This window comes from Caballeronia sp. 11_S32 (genome assembly GCF_056930355.1).
Genome location: NZ_JBXOWH010000004.1, coordinates 244,585 through 267,523, shown reverse-complemented (window position 1 = coordinate 267,523; position 22,939 = coordinate 244,585). Strand labels below are relative to the sequence as shown.

Genomic DNA, 22,939 nt, shown 5'->3' with positions numbered 1-22,939 from the left:
TTCAGCGGCCGTCCTCAAGCATGTAGCCCGCACCACGTATAGTTTTGAACATCGAGATGCCACAGGACTCTTGCATCTTCTTGCGCAATCGACCGATGTGAACATCGATGAGATTCGTCCCGGGGTCAAATCTGCAGCCCCAGACTCCTTCGAAAATCATCGTTCGAGTAAGCACCTGCCCGGCGTGGCGCATCATGAATTCAAGAACGCGGAATTCAGTCGGTTGCAAAGTCACCGGCCGACCGTCGAAGCTCACACTCCGCCGAACGAGGTCTAGTTCAATGCCGCTCACGCGCAAAATCGTCTGAGCTGCCCGGACATTGCTTCGGCGGAGCAGTCCGTCGACGCGCGCCTGCACTTCATCTTGGAGGAACGGCTTCGTCATGTAATCGTCGCCACCGGCACGCAATCCTCGAACGCGCTCATCAGCTTCATCCATAGAGCTGATTATCAACACAGGGGTGCTCATTCCAACTCCCCGCATGGCGGTCAAGACCTTCAAGCCGTCAATGTCAGGTAGCATCCGATCGAGAGTCACGACGTCGAACGAGAGACTTACCGCCATTGCCATCCCTTCTCTTCCCGAACGAGCAACCTGAAGGCTGTAACGCGGACTTGGCAAGGCACGTTGCAGCTCCTTCACCATGAGTTCGTCGTCCTCGATGGATAGGACCTTATACATAGAGAACTCTTCTCAAGCCGCTTCGCGCATCACAGGTTGACTGTACGTTGGGCGATACTGGTCAACAACGAAGTCGATGAAATTCCGCACGCGCGCGGAAAGGTAATTCCTCCCGGTATAGAGGATGGATACCTGCCGCTGACCGTCGGCGATTTCATACTGGCCGAGAATCGGCAGCAAATTCCCTTTCGCAAGGTCCTCTTCTACCAGCGGGACGGGCAAGATTGCGACGCCCATGTCCGCAAGCGCTGCGGAACGCACGGTCGTATTGCTCGAGGCCTGAAGCGCTGAGCCTGCGGGCACACGATACGATTCCTCTCCGTCAGTGAACTTCCACGTCTTACTCGCGCCGCAAGATGTCGCAAGAAGATGATGCGTGGCGAGCCCAGTCGGACTTGTGGGCGCACCGTTTTTCTGAAGGTATCTCGGAGAGGCAACCACGATTTGTTTGAACGGCCTCAGCTGGCGCGAAATCAATGCCGAGTCAGGCATATGCGGCTCTTCCGAGAAGCCGACGTCAAATCCACCCTCAATCAGAGCTGACGGCGTGTCGCTGGTTGTCACATCAAAAGATATGCGCGGGTGGAAGTTTCGATACGCCGCGAGAAGGCCACACAGACCAGTCACCGCGAAGGTGCTCGATGTAGATATCCGCAACGTTCCATTGAACTCACGGGTCGAGCGCACGAGGCTGGACTCCATCACATCGAGCTGCTCGATAATTTCCCGACACCCATCCATGTACAGCTGCCCGGCATCGGTTAGCGACAGATGGCGTGTCGACCGGTTGAGCAGGCGCAAGTTCAAATGCGCCTCCAAAGTCATGACGCTGCGCGTCACGGCAGCAGCAGACATCCCGAGTTGCCGCGCGGCAGCGCTGAAGCTAGCAAGTTCGACCACGCGCATGAACACGCGCATTGCCTGTAGCTGATTCACAACTTCAATCCTCGCGTTGATTTAAGAAGCTCGGCGTCTCGTGGCAACAAGACGCCTCATAGCGCCTCAGTGGTGCGCGTACACCGTACGATTCAGGTAAGCCAACTGACCGTCTTGCTGGGCATGCACGAGTTCTTGATAGACCTGTGCCCGCGTCTTGCCTGGGCCCGGATTCGGTTGCCAATCACCAGCGGTCGTCGCCCCAGCGGCCGGCTGCGCGGCGGCAACGGGAGAGCCTTGAACCTGCGTCGCACTGGACTGAGCGAACGCGGGTGCGACGCACGAAACCATTGCCGCAGCGACGAGAACTTGAACGAGCTTTTTCATGAATCTTTCCTTGAGAGTATTTTTATCCAGCAGCACGCGAACTGCTCGCTGTCTGTTTGGAAAGATTAGAGGCGGTCGTGTATAGCGACTGCGTGAAAAAGATGAAGAGTTTTTAATCTGGAGGATTCACCATCCAACCCCGCTCGCTAAGCCTCTTTTTGAGTCAGCCGCATCATCGTTTCGTGCAATTCAGTCTTTCTGAATTTTTGAACGCTGCCGATTAAAGGTTCCTTAATCTGCCCTCCGCGCTTACGAGACTTGTCAGCCTGCCTACAGCAGGCGCCGGCAGTCGCGCACTTTAGCTAATCTTTCGCTTGGGGTAGAAACCATGAAGAAAACTATGTTGACTGCGGCATTGCCCGCTTTGGCAATTTGCGGTGTCGCGCATGCACAGAGCAGCGTCACGCTGTACGGTCTGATTGACGAAGGCTTGAATTTCACGAGCAACGCGCATGGAAATCGCGGCTACCAGTTGGTCAGCGGAGATACAGTCGGGAGCCGATGGGGAATCCGAGGCAGTGAAGACCTCGGCGGTGGTGTGTCCGCCGTGTTCCGTTTGGAGAATGGATTCAATGTCAACAATGGTCAGCCCGGCCAAGGTGGAGCCGAATTTGGTCGCCAAGCCTACGTTGGCCTGTCATCTAAGCAACTCGGTACGTTGACGATGGGCACGCAGTACGACCCAACTGTCGATATGTGGAGCGGTTTCACGTCAGCAGGGAACATCATCGGTGACCTGTCGGCGCATCCATATGACAACGACAACGCCGACTGGGACTATCGCATTCAGAATTCGGTGAAGTACGTCTCCCCAACGGTGGCCGGCTTCACCGGAGAGGCCATGTACGGCTTCAGCAATCAAGCGGGTAGATTTGCCAACAACCGCATGTATAGTGCCGCAGGCTCATACAAAATGGGCCCTTTTGCGGCCGCCGTCGCTTACATGAAGACCAATGCAGGTGGCGCTACCCCGTCCGGCGCAATCTCGACAGGCACCAGCGTGTTCGCCGCAGATTCGCAGCAAAACATCGACGCGGGGCTGTCGTACACATTCTCAAACAACGCAGTCGTCTCGTTGGCCTACTCGCATGTTGACGTCTATGAACCCACCTCGAATGCATATTTCAGTGCCCAGCCGAGTCCAGGTTCGCAAGATTCGTGGAAGTTCGACAACTACGAAATCAACGGTCAATACTTCTTCACGCCTGACTTCTGGTTGGCAGCCGCTTACACCTTCACGGCGGCGCATGTAGCCACGACGACCGGTCACCACACGCCTAAGTGGAATCAGGTCTCGATGATGCTCGACTATGACGTCAGCAAGCGTACGTCTGTTTATCTGCAAGGCGCTTATCAACACGCTGATGGCGAAACTGGGTTGCCGTTCGACAACGCGTATATCGTCGGGTCGGCAGGAACGTCCTCGAGCGGAAATCAGATGGTTTATCGCGTTGGGATGACGCACCGCTTCTAAGTCCGCAGCCTTCGTTTGCGAGTTCGGCGTGGCCTCCGCAAGGAGGTCGCGCGTCTATCTTTCATAGGCGAAAAAACCCAGGAACCGGAGCTTTAGGTTCCTGGGAAAATTTCACACCACGAACTGCTAACTCACCGCATCAATCAGAAGCGGTGACGAATTCCAGCCGCTACCACTGCTTGCTTGCCGTTCGACGACGGTGCGAACGAGTAGATTCCAGCGTTGTCGAGCGGTGCTACGCCCGATGCGCCGGTGGCATGCTGATACACGCCTTCGAGATACACATCCGTCCGGCGGCTGAGCAAGTAATCGGCCTGAAGCATGAACGAGTTCCAGCGCGGCGATAGCTTGCCTGCGGTCGTATCGAAGCGGCCATCCGTAAACGTGTATGCTCCCCCAAGACTGACTTGGGGCGTCATCATATATTTGGCGTTCAGCTCATAGTTGTTGAACGTGAGCCTGTCGCCGTTAAGGGTGTGATAGCCACCGCCTTGCGCGATTTCTGCAGGGGATTCCAACATCGAGCGCGTGAAGACAAAGCCGACCGTCGCGGGTCCGGCTGCATACCGAGCCGCAGCACCTATCATGCGCTCGCGTTCTCCGACAAGGACCGCGTCACCATCGGAGCTCGACAGAGCCCCTCCTGGGTTGGCAGGGGTATTCACGCCGCCCGGATGGTTAGCCTGGAAGTACGCGGCGGCGAGACTGAGCGGCCCGTTAGTGTACGACCCGCCTGCCGTGAAGGCGTTGTTGCTGCTAAATCCGCCCGGCGCGTTGCTGAATGCATATGCACCGCCAAAGACAAGACCACCATAGTTCGCGCTGCGATACTTAATCGCGTTGTTCATGCGAACGCTGTTGTTCAAGTTGTCGTTGTCGAACGGATGTTCCGCGAGATTGCCGCCGAAGCCTGAGCCGGTCGCCGAGAGCAGTGCCACGAAGTCGACCATGCTGTCGTACTGTCGACCCAGCGTGACCGTGCCGTATTGCGAACTCGACAAGCCGACCCACGCCTGACGGCCGAATTCATCGCCGCCGTTTGCGAGCTTGCCGTTGTTGATGTTAAAGCCGTTTTCGAGATTGAAGATTGCAGAAAGGCCTCCACCGAGGTCCTCCGAGCCCTTCAAGCCCCATCTGTTGGTGCTCAAATTGCCACTTTGCATGCCCCAAACAGGATGCCCCTGCCCACTCGACTCCTGATTGGAAATATAGTCGATGCCGGTGTCGAGCACCCCGTAAAGCGTCACGCTGCTCTGGGCAAAGGCGGCATGTGAAATCGAAGTGGCCATTACGGCCACTGCGGTGATTAACGTCTTGTTCATCAATAGCGGTCTCTTGAATGGAGGCTGTCCTTTCGCGCCTGCGTCACGCAGGAAATGTGTCAGGCTCAGCCACCAGGCCTGTCACGCGAGAACCCGTACTGTAGGGAGGCCGCGTTACTGTTCAGTGTGAAAACAAAGGCTAACGATGATGATTCGTTTATGTTGTTGATGCGATTTCTTTTAAGTAAGACTCTGCTTCCCTATGCAGGATAGCTTGCTAGCTCCGTCATGAAATCATCTTCATCATTTGATGCCGTTTCGAAAAACTCGGTTCGATATGCTGTCTTCACGGTCATCGAAACTGATGTCCGCCCCGAGTTAAAAGACTGGAGTTCGCCATGAAAGGCATATCAATCGTCATCGCATTGGCTGCAAGTGCGACCAGCGTCTCTTCTTATGCAGCGTCGGCGCCCGCGCCCACAATCGCTCAGCCCGTCCCGACCACGCAAGGCGGAGACTGGGCGCCGCAGTATGGTGTGAAGGTCCAACCCAAGACTCGTGCGGAGGTCTACCAGGAGATGGTCCGCGCCGAAAAGAATGGTCAGTTGGACCACGTTGACCGCACGCTCTACTGGCACGGCTAAACAGATGACTAGACGAATTCGACGCGCGTGCGCGCTCGGTAGCATAGCGTTTGTGTTTGGCATCCTGGCGGGATGCGCGACGACGCAATCTGCCTCCAATGACTGTGTCGGACCGCCCGACTTCTGCACACCCTACTTCGGAAATTAGAACGGGCCTCTACGACGAGCGCAGTTGGTAACCAAACCGGTTCACGGTTTCCAACTGCGCCGCGAAACCATGTTGTTGGAGCTTTTTTCGAAGTCGCGCGACGACGAGATTGACGCTCGCAGGGTCGACTGATTCCTTCTCCGGCCATGCATACCTGATGAGCTGATCGCGAGGAACGGGCAAGTTCGCCTGTCGAAGCAAACACTCCATGAGAAGAAATTCGCGCTTGCCTATAGGGAGGCGAAGCCTGCCCTCAACGACTTCTCGAGTCGATGGCTCTAAGCGGATTGTTCCCTCGGTCGCCTCGCTGCTCGTTCCTGTAGAGCCGCGCTGCAAAGCTCTCATGCGCTCTTGGAGTTCGATGAACGAGTACGGCGCGACGAAACAGGCGTCGGCGCCAGAGCGCAGCAGTTTCGCCCTTTCCCCCGCACTTGCTCCGCCCAATACCGTAATGACGGACGGTGAGCCTGGCAGCTGTGCGAAGTCAGGCAACAGTTTGTTGAGGGTCTCATACACATCCTCCCCAACGGCGACAATAATAACCGCATCAAATGCTTCGAGTGAGCCGAGGAAGAGTCCATCACGAAGGTCATCGGCACACTGCACGCTATGCGCGCTTTCGCGAAGCGCTTTGTGCAAAAACGCGTGTTCTGCGCGAGATGGCGAAACAAGTAGGACGCGCATAGGAGGTTCCGTCAGTCCAGGGCGTGCGGCCAGCACTCCAACGACATCGAGGTTCCAGTGCTCGACGACTCGTTGGAAGTGACTCGGAGCACAAAGTCATGAAGGTGCATGACGGCGGAGACAATACTTAGTCCGAGACCCGACCCTGGGATATGACGAGACTTGTCGGCCCGGTAAAAGCGAGTGAGGACCGCTTCTCGCTCAGCCTCTGATATTCCTGGTCCTGTGTCGCTGATGACGAGTTTCGGACCTTGAGAGGTGGTGCTCAACGAGATCTCCACTTCTCCGCCGACAGGCGTAAATTTGATAGCGTTGTCCAGAATGTTGCTGAAGGCTTCGAAAAGCAGAGCGCGGTCGCCGTTGACACTGTCCACTGGCGTCACCCTCACGCTCCAGCGAACTCCACGGTCTTCCGCGAGCGGACCATACAACTCCCCTAGTTCGTACACGAGCGATGCAAGGTCGACCGACGCAAAACCGCTTCGCCGTTTGAGCGACTCAATCTCAGAGATGCGCAACATTGCCCTGAATCGTTCGAGCAGCCGGTCAGTCTCAATTCGGGCGTCGTCAATCATGCCGCGTATTTCCTCGTCTGCCTTGCCCTCCGTACGCAACGCGACGTTTGCGAGCAACGTCCGAATGTGGGAGAGCGGCGTGCGCAGGTCATGAGCGATACCGTCACACGCCCCTTTGACCTCGGTCATCAGGCGCTCGATATCGTCGAGCATGTGGTTGACCAGGTGCGAAAGCATGTCGAGCTCATCGCGACCACCTATAGGAAGACGCTGATTCAAGTCTCCCTCCGCAATCCGCTGAGTGACTCTGCGGATGTCGCGAACGCGTCGCATCTGTCGGACGCTTAATAAGAGTCCCGTTGCGATGCTGACGACGAGGAAGAACAGACCGCCTGTCACCAGTGTGTTCATGGTAACTTCTCGCAGACGCAGCACGGATGTTAAGTCGCGGGCTATCACCAGGACAGTGCCGTCCGGCCGACGCGCTGCCGAGACACGGACCACCGGTGGCGTTCGCTCACCGCGAACCTTCAGCTTGCCGCCCAACGTGTGGCCCGACTCGTCGAGTTCGAGACCTGATGGAATCGCCTCAATGTCACCGGCTATTCTTGACCCGTCCGACGCAAACAGGCCGAAATAGCTGACATGCATGTGCTCGCCTTCGAGTCGACGATGAATAGACAGCGGGAGGTCCTGACTAGGGATAGATTCGAAGTAGTAGAGCTGCCAATGCAGAATAGCATCGGCGTCATTTTGCATGCGTGTAGTGACCGACCATCCGATGAAGCCGACTAGGAGCATGACCGACAACGAAAAGATGGCTCCGTAAACCGAGAGCCACTTGAAGGTGGTGGTGTGCCAGCCTCTCCCAACCTGTACTGGCGCGGCGGATTTGATAGCTCGAGACAAGGTAAGTTAGCTGTTACTGGTCGACCAACACATAGCCAGCCCCCCGGACGGTTTGAATCAACTGCGGCGTGCCCGGGCTGTCGATCTTTTTCCGAAGCCGGCCCATATGCACATCAATCAGATTGGTCCCAGGGTCGAAGTGATATCCCCATACGGTTTCAAAGAGCATCGTACGGGTGATAGTCTGCCCCGCATGCCGCATCAGGAATTCCAGAATTCGATACTCGGTAGGAAGGAGCGAGATTTCTACACCGTCTCGCGTCACGTTGCGCGTAATCATGTCCAACGTGAGCGGCCCGACTTGCAGGTTGGTTGCCGTTTGGACCGGCACATCCTTCCTTCGACGCAGAAGCACTTCAAGTCGTGCGACCAACTCGTCGGGGTCGAACGGCTTCGTAAGGTAGTCGTCCCCGCCTGCGCGCAATCCACGAATGCGTTCGTCGACGTCACCGAGCGCACTCAACATTAGAACAGGCGTCTCTACGCCGACGGTACGCAGAGTCGTGAGAATCGTGAGGCCATCCACACCCGGTAACATGCGGTCCAGCATGATGAGACTGAAGTCGCCGCTAATTGCGCGCGCAAGGCCGTCCGTGCCGTTGTCAACCCAGTCCACTTCAAACCCCGCCTTGCGAAGTTCCGTCACGATTTCATGCGCGGTGAGCGGGTCGTCTTCAATCGTGAGTACGCGGGTTGCCATCGTTTCTCTATCGGGGACGCCGCTCGTCAACCAACCCTCGGCGCGACCCAGAATTTGTGGACTTTCCATCATGCCACAAGCGGGGGCAAGCGGTTGGCCGAGTCGCACGCTTCGATGTTCCATGGCGGGCGTGGCGAGTCGACGCACTGTGAACAGCATCCTGTTCGTTAACGACCTCCTCGATACAGCGTGGAATCGAGGTACTTGAGTTGCCCATCTTTTTCGGCATGGACGAGATCACGTCGAACGTCAGCGCGAGTCAGCGTAGATGCCGGCGCCTTCCACGATATGTCGGTCGACGCCTGCGTGGCCTTAGTTGATTGCACAGTCTGCGCGAAGGCGGCGTTGCTCAAAAGGCAGGACAGCAGACCGGCTGCGATGAAAAGTGACTTCATTCCTTTGCTCCTTTTTCAAGGTCGCGATGAGAAGCGTAACGCTTCCGTAACATCGCGACATCTGATGTTTCATGAAAGAAAATTTAGAATTCGAGCTGGATGCTCAATTGGCGCTCGAACTGCCCGGCGTTTGAGTGGCGGCGACCGAGGGGCCCGCGCAGTCGCGTTGATACTCTCTGTGCAGCTTGCGCTCGGCGACGTTGAGGTCATGCGGGTAGTCGGGCTCGCTGCCGCTGGGTTGGTAACCGACGGCTTCCAGCTCACTCATCTCCTGCATCAGCTGTTTGTGCGTCACTTCGTGGTTCAGCTTCACGAACGGGTAATCGTGGCATTCGGCCTGGGTGAGGTGCGGCGTGGCCGCATTGGCCGAGAGGCTCGCAAAAGCTAGGATTAGGCCACCGAGGACTACGGGAACATGCTTCATGCTTCTTCTCCTGAGGTTCACCAACTTGCTGGGAAATGTTCGGCACCGTTTGCATCAGGTGACGGGAGAAGATTAGCAATGCTCGATTGTCGGGAAATCTAAAACTTGATGAAAACTTTTTTAGGAAGCGGTTCGCATTGGCCATCTACTCTCCGGTCGAAGCCGGAAAGAGCGACGACTGACGTGCCGGTCCATGTCGTCGTATTCAGCCGGGGGGGGCGCGGCCCGACCATCGAACCGCCCCCCGTTGATTGGCGCATCGGGCGACTTCTCACCCTAGGCGATAAAGCCATCAACTGCCGTGGAACATTCGACGGCAGCCTTCATATACGGCGGGTTTTAGAACTTGTGGCGGATACCTACCCGCACGAGTGCTTGCTTATCGTTGCTGGACGGCGAAGACTGATTGTTGATGGACGCAACCGCTGGGAGATTTCTAGAATCCGTACCGGATGCCTTCTGATAGATCCCCTGGAGGTATACGTCGGTTCGCTTCGAGAGGAAGTAGTCGACCCCCAGCATCCCCTGATGATACGTCGCGCCATCGTTGGTCCCACGGCCACCCGAGACCTTACTGCTATTCGTGTAGTCGTATGCCACGCCAACAATGAGTGCCGGGGTGACCTGGTACTTGAAGTTCGCTTCGACGTTGTTGAAGTGGACGCTCCCGGCATACAGAGACGGATTGGGTCCAGAGCTCAAATCACCGAGGCCTTTGAAGGCAACATTCGAATAGGTGAATCCAAGTGTCGCAGCGCCAATAGTGTAAGCGCCGCCAGTACTGATTGCTTGATACGTATGCGCGGACAGGAAGCCACTGTAAATGGGATACGAAGAGTTCGCAGTCGCCGCCGACGCCGTTCCGGATGTAGCATTACCAAAGAAGCTTACGTTCGGGTTTCGGACATTCATGTATCCTACGCCCAAAGCCAGAGGCCCATTGACGTAGCCAGCGCCCACCGACCATGCCTGGTTCCGCGTTGCGTCGCCTGCTACGCCGCCCAAACTATACATGCCGCCGAATGAAAGTCCATTGTAGGTAAGGCTCTTGAACTTGACCGAATTGTTCGTGCGAACGGTGTTGTTCAGATTGTCGAGGTCTCCCGGGTGCGCACCAATGTTCCCGGACCACTGCGTACCCGACTCAAACGGGGCGACGAAGTCCGCCATTACGTCGTATTGACGGCCCAACGTTACGGAGCCGAATGCACTACTCGAGATGCCGACGAAGGCCTGACGACCGAAAAGAAGGCCGCCTTGGCCCAACTTGCCGTTGTTAACATCGAAGCCATTTTCAAGTACGAAGATCGCCTTCAAACCACCACCCAGGTCTTCACTTCCGCGCAGGCCCCAACGACTTCCGTTCATCACGCCACTCTGCAAGGCGTACGAACGATCGCCCTTCATGTTGCTGTTGTAGTTGAAGCCCTCATCGATGATGCCATAAAGCGTAACGCTGCTTTGCGCATGCGCCACACCGGCAAACATCCCGAAGGCGGAAAGCGCAAGAAGCGACCTCTTCATATCGTAGCTCTGACGTGTCTTCAATTCTGTCCTCTTAATAAGTGTTTTCGTCAAGTCGAAGTACAGCATTTCCTTTACAAGCGAATTAGTAGCACTAATCAGCGCGTCGCTTGGACGCGGCACGTGCAGAAAATTGTGAACTTGCCCGGATACCTACCGGCAACAGCCCCAGTGAGGGGGCGCAGGCAGTCCGAAGACTACAAAGGGGCGCAATCCGAGCATTTCGGCCTTGCTCGTCGTACGTGAGGTGACAAGGGCGCGCTGCCCTATAGCCCATTCCTCTCAGTGCGTAGCCGCGCTGTGCAAGGTCCGGACATCGTTCCAGGTATTCTAAGAGACAACTTTCCCATACCCATGGCTCCCCTCTTTATCAGCGTTCTTCGTTATGTGTTTTCCAGCAGGGCACTCCACGTAGCCGCAAGTGAGACACCCTCGTTGCGACAGCGGTATCGACTAACACGTTACATGTTCGTGGACATACTGAAGAGCCGCTTCAACGCGATTTCTACTTCGACGTCGTGCATTTTATTTACACAAAACGCATTTACATCTTGGTACATACCCTAGCCGCGCGCAACGAGTGCGGAGCGCATGCCACGGTAAATCTGTTGACTGGAAGGCCATAACTCGAATGAAGAGCTGCTGGAAAAGGCTGCCCCTCTTGATTTTGCCAGTCAACTCCCTGATGCAGCCTCCTCCCCATGAGAATCTGTCTTTGGCATAAACGCAACACTCGGTCCCACTAATCAAACAGGGCCACATCATCATTATTGCATTTAGTGACCATATAGTGCTACAAAGAACACTGTCGAAGTTACTCGTTCAAGTTTGAGCTGCACGTCCCTCATGGGCCCTGCCCTGCAAATCACATGAGTTCGCACGGCTCCTCTTGCTCTGGCCAGCCAGGAGGCGCAAAGAAACTCAACTGTTTCGCATGAACCGCAGTTGCCAAGGCAGTCTCGACTCACCCGGACTTCTCCTTGGGTAACTGCAACCGTGCCTTAAAAAAGGCGTATTTGGGCAAGTGCATTCTCAGTCGTACGTCATCCTTATTACTCAAGTTGACTTTTTGGGTCGCCTCGAGATTTTTGAGTCAAGTTCGTCGCTTCGCTGTCGTTAAGCACTAGCCTGAACTTTAGAGAATCGTAATTCCATGAGCCGTCTTTCCTTCCATCGCAAACTATGGTCCCTCGTTGGGGTCGTATGGTGCACTCTCGCAATCATCAGCACCCTGAGCGTGCTTCAGCATCGCCAAACGATGCTCAATGACCGTAAATATCTCCTTGATACGGTGCTCGACGCGGCTAACCACGTTATCGACACCTACAAGGGTAAGGTCACGACAGGACAGATGACGCTCGGCGAGGCGCAGCACCAGGCTCTATCAGAGTTGGGACATATCCGATATGGAACAGACGGGTACATTTTCGCGACGACTCGAGAACCGGTCATGCTACTCAATCCGGTTCGCCCACAAATGGTCGGTAAGAACGTCGCGGACCTGAGGGACTCCAAGGGAAACTTCATTTTTGAAGCGATCTTCGCCGCTGTTCGCTCTGGTCACGGATACGTAAACACCAACACTCCGAAGCCTGGTGAGTCCACGGACTTCGCAAAGATATCTGCTGTTCAGGTGGTTAGCGACTGGAACTGGATCATCGGCACTGGGGCTTATGTTGACGACATCCATGCCGCCTTCCTTCGTGCGCTCATTTTGCAGGCAATTGAGTTATTACTCGCCGGCGGCGCAGCGTCTGCTCTTGCCGTCTGGATAATCCGCAGCGTGAGCCGAGAGATCGGGGGCGACCCAGCATATGCGCGAGAAGCCGCATATCAGATCGCCCAAGGAAATCTTCTCTCATCATTGAAGTCGACCCGAGACGATGAAACGAGCCTGATTTTCTCGATGAGCAAGATGCAGTCACATCTGCACGGGACAATCAGTACGATCAAATCGTCCGCGAACGCAATCTCCGACGCCGCGCGTCAGATATCGGCTGGCAACATGGACTTGTCTTCGCGCACCGAGCAGCAGGCGGCCTCATTGCAGGAAACCGCTGCGAGCATGGAGCAACTCACCGCCACGGTCAAACAGAACTCCCAGAACACGGAGCGCGCGAGCGAGCTCGCGAAGGAGGCGCAAAGCGTTGCTAACGATGGAAACGCGCTCGTGCTCGATGTGGTCACGACGATGTCGGAAATCCGTGAAAGCGCAGATCGTATGGCCGAAATCATATCAATGATTGAAAGCGTTGCTTTCCAGACCAACATCCTTGCGCTCAACGCCGCTGTGGAAGCCGCGCGCGCCGGTGACCACGGTCGCGGCTTCGCAGTTGTCGCCAGCGAAGTGCGGTCACTTGCTCAACGCTCGGCTTCCGCCGCGCGCGAAATCAAGGTCTTGATCGAAACATCAGGCTGCCGTGTGAAGGCCGGCGCCGAACTTGTCCAGCAAGCCGGTGAAACGATGGGACGAGTCCAATCCGCAGTCGAGCGCGTTTCGACGATCATGAACGAAATAGCAACCGCGTCACTCGAGCAAAGTCGAGGTATCGAGCAAGTGGGCATCGCGGTCGGTCAGATGGATGAAGTCACCCAGCAGAACGCAGCGCTCGTGGAAGAGGCCGCAGCCGCTGCAGCCGCTCTCGACGAGCAGGCGGACGAGCTGCGCGTAGCCGTGAGTGCATTCCGCGTCGTGTGAACGAGGCGCTGTCGGGGCAAGCCGACGATTTCAAGCTTTGATCAGTAGGAGTCGTCGAAAGCTTTGGCTGATAAGAGTTCTGATACCTCGCCCAATCTCTGTGTGCGACTTCGGGTGCTTTCACCGCTCTAAGCGTGTCGGAATATTGACCCAAAGGCTCAAGTCCCGAACTGAGTCATGCTCAACCCGGTCAATCATCGGCGCGCTCGCGCGAATGCGCGAAAGGCAACTTGGGTGGCGGACGCCGCGCAGACCTTGGATCGCCGGCGTTCCAAATTTGACCCGCCTTTGCAGGGCACGCGTTACCCACAAGAGTCGATGGGCCTTCCGGCTCGCGCGTAAAGCCTTAGCCTTTGACCTGCGGTCGGCTACTCGGCCTCCCGGAGGTCCCCGCTGGATGAGCGCGCGAACTGCGGGCGCGCTGCCAACCGGACGTACATCGCGTACGCTCAAGACGCGTCGCGACACGCGACTTGTTGGATTGGGAACAAAGTCCTCCGCGAGGAACACTGTGCTGTGCAACGTTGAGATCTGCAAGTTCGCACTCCCTTGTGGCGAAGAAGAAAGCCACGCCGATTCGGTAGGTCCACCATCTATCGCCTTTAAACGATCCCGGTCTGCCTCGCTGAGACCAGACGTGACTCGACCTCCGATACGACCTCGGCAACCTTCTGTATTACACCCGACGAAGTCAGACCTTGTTGAATTATTACCCGTCGATAGGCACTTTTTCCGAATTTCTTCAGTTCGGGAAAGCTTTCTGAAAAATGCTCTTTAAGGGCCTCTACATTAAACTCTTCATGGAAGTGTTCGGTCGCCCAAACAAGCCTAATCGTAAATTTCGAATTCTCAGTGTCGGGAGCTGACTGACGAAAAATATTTATGAAGATGGGCCAGAATCCATCGACGTTTCGCATAAGCGCTTGCATATTCCGCGTTGAAAAACGCAACCACGTACGACCCTGCTCGATTTCGTTGTTTGACAAATCTGGAAGAACCTTGCGCAGACCTGTCAAAACGGACCCTATGCCTCGAGCCTGAACGAGATGTTCACATAACTGGCGATTCTGTTGAACAAAGAGAAGAAGCTCGCCAGTGCACCCGTTGAAAACAGTGGGACTCCAATCGGTGGGACGAAGTTTTCTCATCGCCCGAATTTCCTCCACGACCGTTTCATGATGAGCGGCAAGCTCTGCCGATAACTCAGAGACAACCTTCTCGTTCGCGCTTTGCCATCCCGTTTGCCGCTGACAATACGCCATGAGAAGTTGAGCCGCCTCATTGCTGCGCTCCATATGCCGTCGCGCTCGATTAGCCGACGCTTCGAGCCAGTTGTAATCCAGCAGCGCCCATCGATTACCCAACCCATCTAAATGCTCTTCCGAATAATCCAATAGATTTCGATCAACAACAATAAATGCGAAGTCGAAATCTTTAAATACCGAACGCTTTGCGATCTGCTCTATCACAGCTGAATAGTAGGCGCTTAGCTGCGTTTCCGTAAGGGACGCTCCGGCCTTGTTCTCAATTGAAACGACTATCTTGTTGAAAGGATCAATTACAAACAAGTCCAACCTTCCGCGCTTATTCTCAACGTCTACTTTTAAACTAAATTCCCTTGCGATAAAGGAAGATCCGAAGCTTGCAGTTCTGATTTTTCCGGGCGTCCATCGCGCAAAGAAGCTTTTGTTCGCGTGTTTGTTTTTGCCGGCTCCGGAATTATATGCGGCAGTAAGGAAGTCCTTCAAGACTGCATCTCCCTGCGCATGACCTTCATTGGGATGAAGGCACCACGCCAACATATCCGAATGCTGGGTCTCAGAAAGAGAAACTACATCAAGAAAATCGTCCGAAACCTTAACGCGCTCAATCAAATCAATCAATCGCGAATCTGAGAGGAAAGAATATAGCTCTTGTGGCGTCATGTTGACTTTTTGTGGCGTGGATAGCGTGCCTTCGAACTAAGCGACACCGCCTCAACCTGCCTGATTGGAGTCGTCGCTCTGTTAGCAATCAAGATTCTAAAGCGCCTTTGCTCTTACAGTGCGACTTTTTCGATACGCTGGCAATTTTCCAATCAAGTGGCGGTGGTCTCGCGCAGAGTCGCGAACCGGAGAACCGTTAATCCGCGCGGCGAACTGATGACGACCTGGCCGGGCCGGAGGACCACCACAGACTGGCGACCTCGGCGACGGAATTGGATGGCTCCCTAAGTCCGAGCTGGACCCGACGAACGTCCCTCGAACGCAGCTTGAGATGCGGTATTATCCGCTGTCGAAAAAACGGATAAGAATAATGGACTTAAAAGGACTAGATCCAGCTTTGTGGCGGAAGTTGAGGACTGGACAGAGAGCGAGCCTTACAAAGATCTCCGCTTTCCTACGAAAACATGCACCTTCGAAAGCCTGCCTCCTTAGCATGCCCACAGGCGCGGGGAAAACGGGCGTCATAGCCGTCGTCGCACACTTTTGTGCGCAACGGCGCGTGCTGGTGATCAGTCATCGTGCAGCCGTGCGTCAGCAACTTCTTCGAGACATCAGCGGGCAGTTTTTCGAACGGATGGTTCCTCAAGGAAATCTTCCGCGAAAAATAGTCCACGATGAGTTTCGCCCAGACATGACGCCCGGCATTTCGGTCACTACCTTTCAAAAGCTATCGCGCTTGTCTGCGACAGATTTGGCCACATTGAAGGAACGCGTCGACTTGCTGATCGTCGATGAGGGTCATTCCGAACCGTCTCCTACTTGGAGCCTCATAACACGTGGACTTTCGGCCAAAAAGATTGTGGTTACGGCGACCCCCTACCGTAACGACCTCTTTGTGTTTGATATAGATCCCGAGCACAGTCACATCTACACGTTTTCTGAAGCCGTCAAAGATAAAGTCCTTGAAGCTCCAAGTTTTGCGAAGATTGAGCCCGATCAGTTGGTAAAGGAGATTCACGATTTTCTTGCCAAATATCCGAGCGCTAAATGCATCATTAAATGCAGCCGGTTTGAAGAGATTGACACGTATTTCAAAATTTGCGCGCCTCGTTTCAAGACACTAGCAGTGCACGAACAATACGCCAAAACACCGACGGAAAACAATCGATCGGCGGTTCCCAGCGAGTTACATCAGTCGCCGTGGGAGGTTATCGTTCATCAGCATATGCTCGATGAAGGCGTCGATGTGCCGCAAGCCAAACTTCTCGTCCTGACCTATGACGTCGGCAGCGGGCGTGAGCTCGTACAATCGGTAGGCAGAATTGTTCGAAAATATAATAACTACCCGTCGCACGTGATCGAGTGCCATAGCGAAGCGAATGCCGCGATGTGGCGGAATTATCGCGAATTCGATAGCTATTTGGCTTCGCCTGTGAAGCGCGAAGCGTTTCTCAAGTCTCTCAACATAGCAGAGCTTCTTAAGAACTACTTGAACGGCTTTCCGGACGTAAGCTACTTCGGATCATCATTTCGAAAGAAGTTCGAGCTGGGATCAATCGACATTAAATCGGCACTTAAGATACCTCTTGCATCAGTCTGTTTGATACGCAAGCGTGCTGAATTTAGCTTGGCAGCAGCTACTGACCGTCTTATCTGGGATTCGTCTCGCAACGGTGAGTTGGTCAGCTGCAGGTTCAACCAGTTCGGGATGAATGTCGTTCTCTCAGTTTGCTTCAGAAATTCCCGGTTCTTGGACGAACACCTGTTCTTCGAGCCATCGCTTGAAGTGACGATCTTGCGTGAGTTCGACGAATTCGTCGCGGTCTTCGATAGTCGGAACAGAAAATTTTCCGAATCTGTTGATTATGGATTGAGTTCTGCAATCGATGTCAACGCTCTTCTGACGCTAGCTGCACGTTCTCACACAGCGATTACTCGGGAAGCCCACGCCTCGTCAATCTCCACAAGCACCCGCCGCCCCGAGAGGACGGCTATGCGCGGCAAGAACCTGGAGAACGTGGGCTTCAGCCAAAGCAACTCCTCATACGCGTTGGCGACCGTCAAAATTGTCAATGTCGATATTGCCGAAAAACCACACAGCAGCTACTACTTGGGAATTCGGTCAGGCCGTGTGTCGGACCAGATGCACAGGAATTTCTCCTTGGAGGGGCTGGACATCTGGCTTCGCGAAGTCGCCGCAGTTATTCGCGTACCAAAGGAAAACCGCAGCCCTCTTTTGAGTTCCTACGCTCGACCTGTCAACACCCGACCAATCGCTGCGCCGGTGAGTATCATCGTTGACCTGTCAGATTGCAAGACGCCTTTGCTGGTCCGGTGGAAGAATCGAAGCGTACTGGTTGACAATAGTTTCGTCTATGCAAAATTCGATGCAGGATTTTCGTTCATCGACACCGCTCCAAGACTGAAGTTCCAACTAAGGTACGACAATGACACGCCCGTTTTGTCGTGCGACGAGCATGTGCTGTATTTCAACGACAATCAAGCTCCAGCCGGCGCGGAATCGGATGGCATGTTCGTAGATCTGCTAAACGGTGCACAGTTGAAGATACTCTACGCCGATGGCACTTCATACTTTAACGGCGATTTCTATCAAGTCACTCTACCGTCGAATGCTGGGTTTAAGCTTAACGAGTCGAAGCTCGGCGGAACAATCATTGGCCTAACCGAGCTACTAGATCCGGTCTTGTCAGAAAAAGACGAAAGTGGAACGAGCGTCGATGAATTCGGAGCAAACTCCGTCTTCAGAGTCATCGACCGGCTTAAAGGCATTGCAGATCCGCTGGCGACGCTAACCAACTTAGGTCCGCTTTTCGACCATATCTCTGATCTGGACCTAATGCTCTGTACAGACATGGGAACGGAGCCGGCTGACTTTATTTTGTCGTCTCCAACGAAGCTTGTTTTCGTTCATATCAAATGTGGAGGCGCGGCCAAGCAACCACGGTCTCCCGCTGGTTCGATCGCAGAAGTGGGGAGCCAAGCGATCAAAAACCTGGAATATTTGGTGTCCCGGGACCACACGCTGACGACAGGCAACTGGGCCCGCATGGCTGATTCTTGGCCAGACGCAGGTTCCAATCCATCGGTCCATCGCATTCGACTGTTTGAGAAAAAACGTGTGGATATCACAGCAATGACCCCGAACCAGCATAAGGACACGTTGCGTCGGCTTTGGAGCACTTTAGCTTCTCGACGCTCGGCACCCTCCGTGAACAAAGAGCTGTGGATTGTCGCTGCTAACTCGTTTTCGCGCAAAAACTTCGAGACACAAATGTCGCGTGGGAGCAAAGCCACAAGCGAATCGCTGCAAGCGTTCCAATTGCTTGACAGTTGGCAATCCGTCGCCGCCAATAACGACGTGCTTATGAAGGTATTCGTGTCAAAGTAACTACCAGTCGCGGAAGATCGTCCGACGCTCGCGCACATTCCCTGGCGCGAGCTCGACCGCGCTGTCCACGTAGGCGAAGATTCCCAGAGAAAAATGCGCCCGAGTCCACAAGCGATCTAGTGGAGCCGTGCAAGCACCAACAGTGTTCCGGTTACGGTCAGTGCGCCGCCAATCCGCGTCGCGATCTGCGCGAATGGCATCAAGCTCATCCGATTACAAGCGGTGAGAATCGCCACGTCGCCCGTGCCGCCTTGACCACTGTGGCAAGCATTCACGATTGCAGCATCAATGGGATACATCTTCAAACGTCGTCCTACGACAAAGCCGGTTGCCATGAGTGCTGCGACGGTACTTGCGATAGTGACCACGTTGGGAAGATTGATTGCGGCGATTAGCTTATCCCACGGGGTCATCGCGGTACCAATCGCGAACAGAAGCGGATACGTGACAGCGGTTGAGAAGAACTGGTAGACGATTCGCGCGCCTCCCTGAAGGTTCGGGGACACGAACCTACCGACCTTGATAAAGACGGCAACGAAAAGCATCGCCACGGGCGCAGGTAAGCCAAGAAGGCGGTGAGAAAGCAGGCCAACAAGGTAAAGGGAGATCGCGGTGATTGCTGCTGCGGCGACGGTATTGACATCGGGAGTCGAGGGAACCTCGTCCTCATCGGCTTTTTCCTCCGCGATGTCGCTCTTGGGCTGCAGCGTCCCGTTTCCGGTCAGGTGCGGCCGCTTTTCGCCGACCCAGTTAAGGAAGCCAGAGAACAAGATTGCGCACAAGCTGCCAATCATGACCGAGGGAAGTACCTGAGCGAACACGTCCCCCTGCGGAATGTTGAGAATCTCACCGTAACCGACCGACAACGGAATCGCGCCCTCGCCGACGCCACCTGCCATGATAGGAATCACCACGTACAGAAGCGTGTGCTTGGCACCAAGTCCGAGCAAAGTTCCCACAGCCGTTCCGACCGCTGCGGCGACCAGCGATCCTGCTGCAAGCGGGAAAAAGATCTTCGCAAAACCGCGTACGAGAACATGGCGGTCCATGCTGAAGATGCTGCCAACGATAATGGACGAGATGAACAGATACATGAAGTTGCTGACTTGAGTGAAGTTCGTCACCATGTCGAGCAACTTCTGCGGCAAAAGATGATGGAAGGCGAGAAACGAAGGCAAGAAGGTCGCTACGATCGCTGCGGAACCGATCTTCTTGAAAATAGGCAAGCGCTTGCCGATTTCTGCGCATGTGAAACCACAAACGACAAGGACAGCTATCGCCATCGAGATCTCGCCAGGAACCTTGCCGGTAGCAACGAAGGTCGCGACGAGGCCGACCAATAACAAGTACACCGGTAGCGGGATGATTCCGACTCGTGTTTCGACGATTTTCCACCATCCGTGCGGCCAGAATTTTCTATCACCGGATACTTCAGCAGCCGGCGTGGAAAGATTGCGCGCCTGTTCCATTACTTGCCTCCTAAAAGATAATCGGTAAGGCGCAGGTGAGCCGGTGCCAAGTATTACCGACGCTCCCTTCTACCTCGTTTAATTGGATTGATTGACGTAGCTGTTGGTGTACGTTCTAGACAAGTCGATGTGCTTGCCCTTGATGTTCGGGTTGAAGGCGGTCATGACCTTGAGTACCGTTTCCGGCCCCCCTTCTGGCATCTTTCCGTCTGGCGAGTACATCGGAAGCGATGCTTTCAAAGCTTGAACATAAAGCGCCTTGTTGCCACCGTAATAGTCCGCAGGCATCTTTTCTGCGATCTGTTCAGCAGTGTGCGTCTGGATAAATTTCAACGTTTTAACGAACGCCCTCGCGAGCCTTTCTGCTTCCGGCTTATGTGCTTGCGCCCATTTGCTGTCCACATAAAGTGAGGAAGCGGGATAGAGTCCACCAAGTGCCGCCTTCGTTCCCTCGACGGTGCTGAGATCAACAAGCACCTTCGCATCTCCGCTCGCTCGCAGGAGCGACGTTGTAGGCTCGGTGGTCCAGGCAACTTCGACGCGCTTCTGTTTGATCGAAGCGATCAGGCTGTTTCCTGCACCAACTGGCAGCATCGAGTAGTCGGATGTCTTGAGCCCATACTTCGCCGCAAGATACTGGCCGAGGAATGACGAAGAAGAACCGAGCGCCGTGACTCCAAGGGTCTTTCCTTTGATGTCGCCCATATTCTTGATTTGGCCGACCGCGTCGGTTCGCACCATCTCCATGCTGCCCGGCACAAGCCCGAAGAGGACGATGCTCTCTACATCCTTCCCCTTCGCCTGCAAATCAATAGAGTGGTCATAGAAACCAACGACTGCTTGTGCTGCTCCCGCGAGCAGCTCGTTCTCGGCATCAACACCCGCCTGCTGCGACTGAAGTTCAACGTCCAGCCCTTCGTCTTTGAAATACCCTAAGTTTTCTGCCAATTTCGGCGGCAGGTAGATCAGCTTATTTATGCCGCCCACGATGATGGTTATCTTCTCCGCAGCCATTGCGCCGGTAGCGTTTAACGCACAAACAGCAGCTGCGACAAGCGTAGTGTGGCGAATCATTCGATTCATAAACCGTCTCCATTTTTATGTGTTTCTAAGAGGCCAAACGGAGCGCTCTGAAGTCGCGCCGCTCGGGAACCTGATAGCCGAACAGTCCGTCACTCGAATCACGGATGAAGGATGGCGCTCGCGCGTGCGCCCCCCGTTTGCCCGCGCAAGACGTTTCCGGCAAGCATCCGAGCGGTGTCCCACGTACGGGCGCACCCTTAGCGAAGTACCGGGCGCACTATGTCGGCGACGTTTCCGAATCGGGTGGAAGCCTGCGGCGACTGACGGCTCATCGAGTGTCTCTCATGCGCCTACGTTGACTGCATTCTATGGTCAACAAACGCATTTTGGGAGCCCGTTGTTGCTAGTATTTACCCTATTCCGCCCTCTTATAAGTGCTGGACGTGCGTTCTAAATGCAATTTACCGGCCGACAAGGAGGGGGCTCTGACGCGCACTCGGTGCCCGCCGCCGCTTGGACTGTGGCTGATGGGATGGTCGGGTAGCGGCGTGGCTGGCTGCGAGGTTTGCCTTCGTCGCGGTCCGCGATGCGGCCAAAAAGTCGGAGGTGGAGATGGCGGTTTGCCGCGCGGAAGGAACGCTGACGTCAGTCCGTTCGACGGATCGTCGCGCAGTTGAAGTATCGGCGGCAGAACGCACTCGCGCTCGCAATGCCAAGCTTCGCCGCAGGAAGCTTTCAGGGATGCTCGGATGGCATTTTGATCATTTCCCAAGAGAGCGATGTCCCCGCCCTTTTTCCGCGCACAATCGAGGGGCTAGATGCCTCCCGCCCCGCGCGCCTACACCGCATCTCGCTCAGGACATTGCACGATTATCGGTTCGATTGGAAATCTAGAGCCTGAGCCTGATACGAGCTTTCCTCGATTGCGGCGCCCATTCTTGGAACAGGCGTGGCTACCATAAGTTATTCCCCCGCCTCGGAATACATACTTGAGTCGAGCAGGGTGTCGATGGACCGGGCTCGATCTTCCGGGCCACGTATCTGTTGAGCATGAACGGCAGCGCGATTCACGATCCGGCTCCAAAACACTGTATAAATATACAGTTATTCTAGCGCAAGATTTCCACGATTGCTCCAACCACATCACTGCATTAGCTGCAGCCAAGGTATCGATTGCGCGAACTTGATTTAATCGAACTATCAACGTGGAGACGTTCGCGGAAGCGAGCCTGGGCGTTGAACTCCCTCCTCAGATCCTCCAGGTCTGCTCTCTAGTGCTGGCAGCGCGCCTTGCTATGGGCGATCACTGCGCCAGCCGACAGCGCATTACATCTCGAAATATTTCGCTATATACTGTTTGTATCGTTTCTTGAAAGTTGCGAGCGACCATGACGCGCCAGGCCACCAAGAAAAAGGAAGCAGCATCGAAGCCCGCCGCCGGTGGGCAACTGACCAAAACGAAAGCTCGGAAGAAGAAGCGCGCAGTCCGTCTTGAGTTGGCTCCCGTCGTCGTCCTTGCGCCGCAGAAGGAGCATGTCAAGAAGGAGAAGGTCGTGCGCGATACCTTCACGATGCCGCGATCCGACTACGAGAAAATCGCGACTCTGACACAGCGATGCCTTAATGCAGGCGTACTCGTGAATAAGAGTGAGCTTCTGCGTGCTGGTCTGATTTTGCTTGAGGCCGCTTCCGAAGAGCACTTGCGCGCCGCTGCGTCAGCGGTCGAAAAGATCAAGACTGGCCGACCACCAAAATGCCGCTAGCTCGAGTTCGCGATTTTTCATGCGAGGA

Annotated in this window: 18 protein-coding genes; 5 read left to right on the top strand and 13 right to left on the bottom strand. The window is 55.0% G+C overall.

Going from position 1 to position 22,939, the window contains the following annotated elements:
- Position 1: 1 nt before the first annotated feature.
- From AC1Z32_RS27260 to AC1Z32_RS27250, 3 genes are all read right to left on the bottom strand, one after another.
- Positions 2–682 (bottom strand): response regulator transcription factor, encoded by a 681-nt coding sequence (locus AC1Z32_RS27260; RefSeq protein ID WP_483481957.1) that lies wholly within the window; start codon positions 680–682, stop codon positions 2–4.
- A 12-nt stretch (positions 683–694) separates the two neighbouring features.
- Positions 695–1,618, bottom strand: coding sequence for a LysR family transcriptional regulator (locus AC1Z32_RS27255; protein WP_483481956.1), 924 nt, complete (start codon positions 1,616–1,618; stop codon positions 695–697).
- A gap of 66 nt (positions 1,619–1,684) precedes the next feature.
- Positions 1,685–1,945 carry a DUF4148 domain-containing protein gene (locus tag AC1Z32_RS27250; RefSeq protein ID WP_483481955.1) on the bottom strand — a complete coding sequence of 87 codons (261 nt, stop codon included), beginning with the start codon at positions 1,943–1,945 and terminating at the stop codon, positions 1,685–1,687.
- Between the two features lie 328 nt (positions 1,946–2,273).
- Between AC1Z32_RS27250 and AC1Z32_RS27245 the strand changes: the two genes are divergently transcribed.
- Positions 2,274–3,419: a porin gene (locus AC1Z32_RS27245; RefSeq protein ID WP_483481954.1), complete on the top strand. Its 1,146-nt coding sequence runs from the start codon at positions 2,274–2,276 to the stop codon at positions 3,417–3,419.
- Between the two features lie 143 nt (positions 3,420–3,562).
- Here the strand turns inward: AC1Z32_RS27245 and AC1Z32_RS27240 are convergent, their stop codons facing one another.
- Positions 3,563–4,741: a porin gene (locus tag AC1Z32_RS27240; RefSeq protein ID WP_483481953.1), complete on the bottom strand. Its 1,179-nt coding sequence runs from the start codon at positions 4,739–4,741 to the stop codon at positions 3,563–3,565.
- A gap of 338 nt (positions 4,742–5,079) precedes the next feature.
- Between AC1Z32_RS27240 and AC1Z32_RS27235 the strand changes: the two genes are divergently transcribed.
- Positions 5,080–5,325, top strand: a complete 246-nt coding sequence (locus AC1Z32_RS27235; protein ID WP_483481952.1) for a DUF4148 domain-containing protein — start codon at positions 5,080–5,082, stop codon at positions 5,323–5,325.
- A 157-nt stretch (positions 5,326–5,482) separates the two neighbouring features.
- Here the strand turns inward: AC1Z32_RS27235 and AC1Z32_RS27230 are convergent, their stop codons facing one another.
- The 6 genes from AC1Z32_RS27230 to AC1Z32_RS27205 all read right to left on the bottom strand — a co-directional run bounded on the left by AC1Z32_RS27230 (position 5,483) and on the right by AC1Z32_RS27205 (position 10,624).
- On the bottom strand, positions 5,483–6,157 hold the full coding sequence (locus tag AC1Z32_RS27230) for a response regulator transcription factor (RefSeq protein ID WP_483481951.1): 675 nt from the start codon (positions 6,155–6,157) through the stop codon (positions 5,483–5,485).
- A gap of 11 nt (positions 6,158–6,168) precedes the next feature.
- Positions 6,169–7,569 (bottom strand): sensor histidine kinase, encoded by a 1,401-nt coding sequence (locus AC1Z32_RS27225; protein ID WP_483483325.1) that lies wholly within the window; start codon positions 7,567–7,569, stop codon positions 6,169–6,171.
- Between the two features lie 25 nt (positions 7,570–7,594).
- Complete coding sequence (locus AC1Z32_RS27220; RefSeq protein ID WP_483483324.1) at positions 7,595–8,281, bottom strand: response regulator transcription factor; 687 nt, start codon at positions 8,279–8,281, stop codon at positions 7,595–7,597.
- Between the two features lie 167 nt (positions 8,282–8,448).
- A complete protein-coding gene (locus AC1Z32_RS27215; RefSeq protein WP_483481950.1) occupies positions 8,449–8,676 on the bottom strand; it encodes a DUF4148 domain-containing protein in 228 nt (75 codons plus the stop codon).
- Between the two features lie 103 nt (positions 8,677–8,779).
- A complete protein-coding gene (locus AC1Z32_RS27210) occupies positions 8,780–9,100 on the bottom strand; it encodes a DUF4148 domain-containing protein (RefSeq protein WP_483481949.1) in 321 nt (106 codons plus the stop codon).
- A 339-nt stretch (positions 9,101–9,439) separates the two neighbouring features.
- Positions 9,440–10,624: a porin gene (locus tag AC1Z32_RS27205; protein ID WP_483483323.1), complete on the bottom strand. Its 1,185-nt coding sequence runs from the start codon at positions 10,622–10,624 to the stop codon at positions 9,440–9,442.
- Positions 10,625–11,777: 1,153 nt separating this feature from the next.
- On the opposite strand from AC1Z32_RS27205, the gene AC1Z32_RS27200 reads away from it, so the two are divergent.
- Entirely contained in the window at positions 11,778–13,322 is a 1,545-nt protein-coding gene (locus AC1Z32_RS27200) for a methyl-accepting chemotaxis protein (protein WP_483481948.1), read from the top strand.
- A gap of 602 nt (positions 13,323–13,924) precedes the next feature.
- Here the strand turns inward: AC1Z32_RS27200 and AC1Z32_RS27195 are convergent.
- Positions 13,925–15,247: a PDDEXK-like family protein gene (locus AC1Z32_RS27195; RefSeq protein WP_483481947.1), complete on the bottom strand. Its 1,323-nt coding sequence runs from the start codon at positions 15,245–15,247 to the stop codon at positions 13,925–13,927.
- Positions 15,248–15,578: 331 nt separating this feature from the next.
- On the opposite strand from AC1Z32_RS27195, the gene AC1Z32_RS27190 reads away from it, so the two are divergent.
- On the top strand, positions 15,579–18,656 hold the full coding sequence (locus tag AC1Z32_RS27190) for a DEAD/DEAH box helicase (RefSeq protein ID WP_483481946.1): 3,078 nt from the start codon (positions 15,579–15,581) through the stop codon (positions 18,654–18,656).
- Between the two features lie 116 nt (positions 18,657–18,772).
- On the opposite strand, the gene AC1Z32_RS27185 is transcribed toward AC1Z32_RS27190, so the two are convergent.
- Entirely contained in the window at positions 18,773–20,125 is a 1,353-nt protein-coding gene (locus tag AC1Z32_RS27185; protein WP_483481945.1) for a 2-hydroxycarboxylate transporter family protein, read from the bottom strand.
- A gap of 78 nt (positions 20,126–20,203) precedes the next feature.
- Positions 20,204–21,208, bottom strand: a complete 1,005-nt coding sequence (locus AC1Z32_RS27180; RefSeq protein ID WP_483481944.1) for an ABC transporter substrate-binding protein — start codon at positions 21,206–21,208, stop codon at positions 20,204–20,206.
- Between the two features lie 1,328 nt (positions 21,209–22,536).
- Between AC1Z32_RS27180 and AC1Z32_RS27175 the strand changes: the two genes are divergently transcribed.
- Positions 22,537–22,911, top strand: a complete 375-nt coding sequence (locus AC1Z32_RS27175) for a hypothetical protein (protein ID WP_483481943.1) — start codon at positions 22,537–22,539, stop codon at positions 22,909–22,911.
- Positions 22,912–22,939 lie beyond the last annotated feature (28 nt).

What these genes read in the sequence shown, in the direction of transcription:
- AC1Z32_RS27260 (WP_483481957.1), bottom strand. Translation starts at nt 682, where the DNA reads ATGTATAAGGTCCTATCCATCGAGGACGACGAACTCATGGTGAAGGAG.
- AC1Z32_RS27250 (WP_483481955.1), bottom strand. Translation starts at nt 1,945, where the DNA reads ATGAAAAAGCTCGTTCAAGTTCTCGTCGCTGCGGCAATGGTTTCGTGC.
- AC1Z32_RS27245 (WP_483481954.1), top strand. Translation starts at nt 2,274, where the DNA reads ATGAAGAAAACTATGTTGACTGCGGCATTGCCCGCTTTGGCAATTTGC.
- AC1Z32_RS27240 (WP_483481953.1), bottom strand. Translation starts at nt 4,741, where the DNA reads ATGAACAAGACGTTAATCACCGCAGTGGCCGTAATGGCCACTTCGATT.
- AC1Z32_RS27235 (WP_483481952.1), top strand. Translation starts at nt 5,080, where the DNA reads ATGAAAGGCATATCAATCGTCATCGCATTGGCTGCAAGTGCGACCAGC.
- AC1Z32_RS27230 (WP_483481951.1), bottom strand. Translation starts at nt 6,157, where the DNA reads ATGCGCGTCCTACTTGTTTCGCCATCTCGCGCAGAACACGCGTTTTTG.
- AC1Z32_RS27220 (WP_483483324.1), bottom strand. Translation starts at nt 8,281, where the DNA reads ATGGCAACCCGCGTACTCACGATTGAAGACGACCCGCTCACCGCGCAT.
- AC1Z32_RS27215 (WP_483481950.1), bottom strand. Translation starts at nt 8,676, where the DNA reads ATGAAGTCACTTTTCATCGCAGCCGGTCTGCTGTCCTGCCTTTTGAGC.
- AC1Z32_RS27210 (WP_483481949.1), bottom strand. Translation starts at nt 9,100, where the DNA reads ATGAAGCATGTTCCCGTAGTCCTCGGTGGCCTAATCCTAGCTTTTGCG.
- AC1Z32_RS27205 (WP_483483323.1), bottom strand. Translation starts at nt 10,624, where the DNA reads ATGAAGAGGTCGCTTCTTGCGCTTTCCGCCTTCGGGATGTTTGCCGGT.
- AC1Z32_RS27200 (WP_483481948.1), top strand. Translation starts at nt 11,778, where the DNA reads ATGAGCCGTCTTTCCTTCCATCGCAAACTATGGTCCCTCGTTGGGGTC.
- AC1Z32_RS27195 (WP_483481947.1), bottom strand. Translation starts at nt 15,247, where the DNA reads ATGACGCCACAAGAGCTATATTCTTTCCTCTCAGATTCGCGATTGATT.
- AC1Z32_RS27190 (WP_483481946.1), top strand. Translation starts at nt 15,579, where the DNA reads ATGCGGTATTATCCGCTGTCGAAAAAACGGATAAGAATAATGGACTTA.
- AC1Z32_RS27185 (WP_483481945.1), bottom strand. Translation starts at nt 20,125, where the DNA reads ATGGAACAGGCGCGCAATCTTTCCACGCCGGCTGCTGAAGTATCCGGT.
- AC1Z32_RS27180 (WP_483481944.1), bottom strand. Translation starts at nt 21,208, where the DNA reads ATGAATCGAATGATTCGCCACACTACGCTTGTCGCAGCTGCTGTTTGT.
- AC1Z32_RS27175 (WP_483481943.1), top strand. Translation starts at nt 22,537, where the DNA reads ATGACGCGCCAGGCCACCAAGAAAAAGGAAGCAGCATCGAAGCCCGCC.